Below are 2,458 nucleotides of genomic sequence, written 5' to 3' on the forward strand. Positions count from 1 at the left end.
GTTTTTGAGTAACAGCTTGCCGGATATTCAAAGGTTGCTACTTTTAGCTGCAATCATTTTTTAGTCTAAACTACAGTTAAAGCAATTGCTTTGGCGATTAACCTCGCTACAATTCCAGCGATATTAACGGGACTAATAATTTGTTTCGGGGCAAATCAAAACATAATTTCCAATTAGCAGTGTAGTTAGTTGTGAGTTGTGAGTTATTATTATTTGGGAGCTGTTATTTTTTCTTTACTACCAATTCTCAATTCCCTATACTTCGGCTACGCCAGCGTACAATTTTCTAATTACCTATACTTCGGCTACGCGGGAGAAGCTCAATGAAAGCAGCCAAGCTAGAAATTGGAGCTAGGAGCCAGGAGCCAAGAGCCAGGAGCCAAAAGGAAGGAGCCAGAAGAAGTGTTTTTACAAATATGAGATGCTCTCCGCTACGCCAGGGTACAATCTTCTAATTCCCTATACTTAGACTATGCGAGCGTACAAGTTACCAGTAACCAATTTATAGTAACCAATGATTAACAACTTTTTCCAAAAAATGCAGCACCGACTGCTGCTGCTCCTAATTTTAAGTACCTTGATTCCAGTATCTATTGTGGGTTGGTATGGAATTTCTTGTTCAACAGAAGCACTGCAAAATTTAGCATTAATAACCCTTAGTGACAGTGTGGATTCCACGGCAAATCAAATGATTAACAAATTTGAAAATCTGAGAACCGATATTTTGTTTCTCCGCAACACTCCCGCTGTTCAAGGAATGATTAGAGCTAGAGAAGGAAATGGAGTAGACAAACAAACTAATTCACCTTATAAAGATTGGGTTGAGCGAATGCAACTCACATTTTTATCCATGATGGAGGCAAAGCCATATTATATGCAATTGCGTTACATAGATAACAGCGGTAAGGAGATCGTGCGCGTAGATTCTGACGGGACAAATATTCAAGTTATTCCAGATTCTCAACTACAAAACAAAGCTGACACAGATTACTTTTCGGCAACTATGAAGCTAAAACCAGGAGAAGTCTATGTGTCTTCCTTAAATCTGAATAAGGAAAGGGGGAAAATAGAAATTCCTTACAAGCCAACAATTCGCTACGCAACTCCAATTTTTAATCCTAAAGGAGAAAGACAAGGCTTTTTAATTACGAATGCTCTGGGTAGCACTCTGATAAATATGGTTAAAAACTTCAATCCTGAACTATCAGACCAATCTTTTATCTTAAATCAAGATGGGTATTATCTGGCTCATCCCAATTCTAAAAAAGCCTGGGGATTTGAACTCCAAACTAATGAAAATGTCAAAAATGATTATTCACAGGAGATTGTTGCAAAAATACTCTCAGGTGGTCAGGGAAATATTGATAATAGGGATCTAGTGATTAGCTATAATACAGTTTTTCCCAGCCCAAAAAATACCAATAAATTTTTAGTAATCGTGGATACTTCACCCAAAAAGCTGCTATTTGATTCGATCGATTCTCTTCAAAAAATAGCAGCGATTATTGTTATTGTTTCTCTGGCTGTGGTGCTGGGATTGGGATGGTTTTTTTTGCAAAAAATTGTTGCTCTGATTCGGGGTTTAATTTACCAAATATCGTCATTTTCACTGCAAATAGAATCTAATATGAATCGACAAGAGCAAATAGCAGATAGGCAATTTGTCTCGGTTAATCAAACAACTATAACTCTAGAAAATTTGGGCATATCTTCTCAGCAAACAGCCGAGCAAGCTGAGTCTGTTGCCCTTGCCGCTCGCCAAGCTTTAAATCTAGCCGAAGAAGGTACTAAAAAGGTAGATCAAACTCTCAATCAAATGCTGAATCTTAGAGAAGCTGTGGTGGCAATTTCTAAGCAAAATCATCGACTCGACGACAGCACGAGTCAGATTGGCAATATATCGACTCTCGCAAGTGTGGTTAGCGATTTAGCCGCCCAAACTAATATGCTGGCTCTCAACGCCGCTGTTGAAGCAGTCAGAGCCGGGGAGTACGGTAAAGGTTTTGCGGTGGTAGCAAGAGAAATTCGTAAGTTAGCAGATGAAAGCCAACAAGCAGCACAAAAGATTAATGATATTATTCCAGAAATTAAGGGCGCGATCGATTCAACGGTGAAAGCAACTGAAGATAGCCGCAAAACGGTTGCAGAAGGGGTGAAAACAGCACAAGATACGGCAGAAGCTTTTACGGGTGTGAGGGAAGCTTGCAATCTTGTGTTTGCTAGCAACCAGCAAATTTATTTTAATATTAAATAGCAGGCGATCGCGATTCAGCAAGTAGGTGATACTATGAGTTCTATGAAGGAATCCGCGTCTCAAACAGTCAGTGGTATTACTCAAGTTAAAATCGGCACTCAAAAACTCACAGAAGCTGCCTTTAATCGTAATTGCTCAACCCCCTTGACAAGAAGACAAGATAGACATTAGATCAAGGAATGGAAAAACTCCCCGACCTAAAAC

General features: G+C 39.3%; 1 protein-coding gene. It reads left to right on the forward strand.

Annotation, left to right across the window (positions count from 1 at the left end):
• Positions 1 to 514: 514 nt before the first annotated feature.
• Positions 515 to 2,254 (forward strand): methyl-accepting chemotaxis protein, encoded by a 1,740-nt coding sequence (locus tag QT994_RS27435; protein WP_333180251.1) that lies wholly within the window; start codon positions 515 to 517, stop codon positions 2,252 to 2,254.
• Positions 2,255 to 2,458: the final 204 nt, after the last annotated feature.

It is taken from the genome of Microcoleus sp. S13_B4, assembly GCF_036700885.1.
Classification (GTDB): domain Bacteria; phylum Cyanobacteriota; class Cyanobacteriia; order Cyanobacteriales; family Microcoleaceae; genus Microcoleus.

Bases quoted from the DNA above. Each gene is read 5' to 3' on its own strand.
- QT994_RS27435 (WP_333180251.1), top strand. From the start codon at position 515: ATGATTAACAACTTTTTCCAAAAAATGCAGCACCGACTGCTGCTGCTC.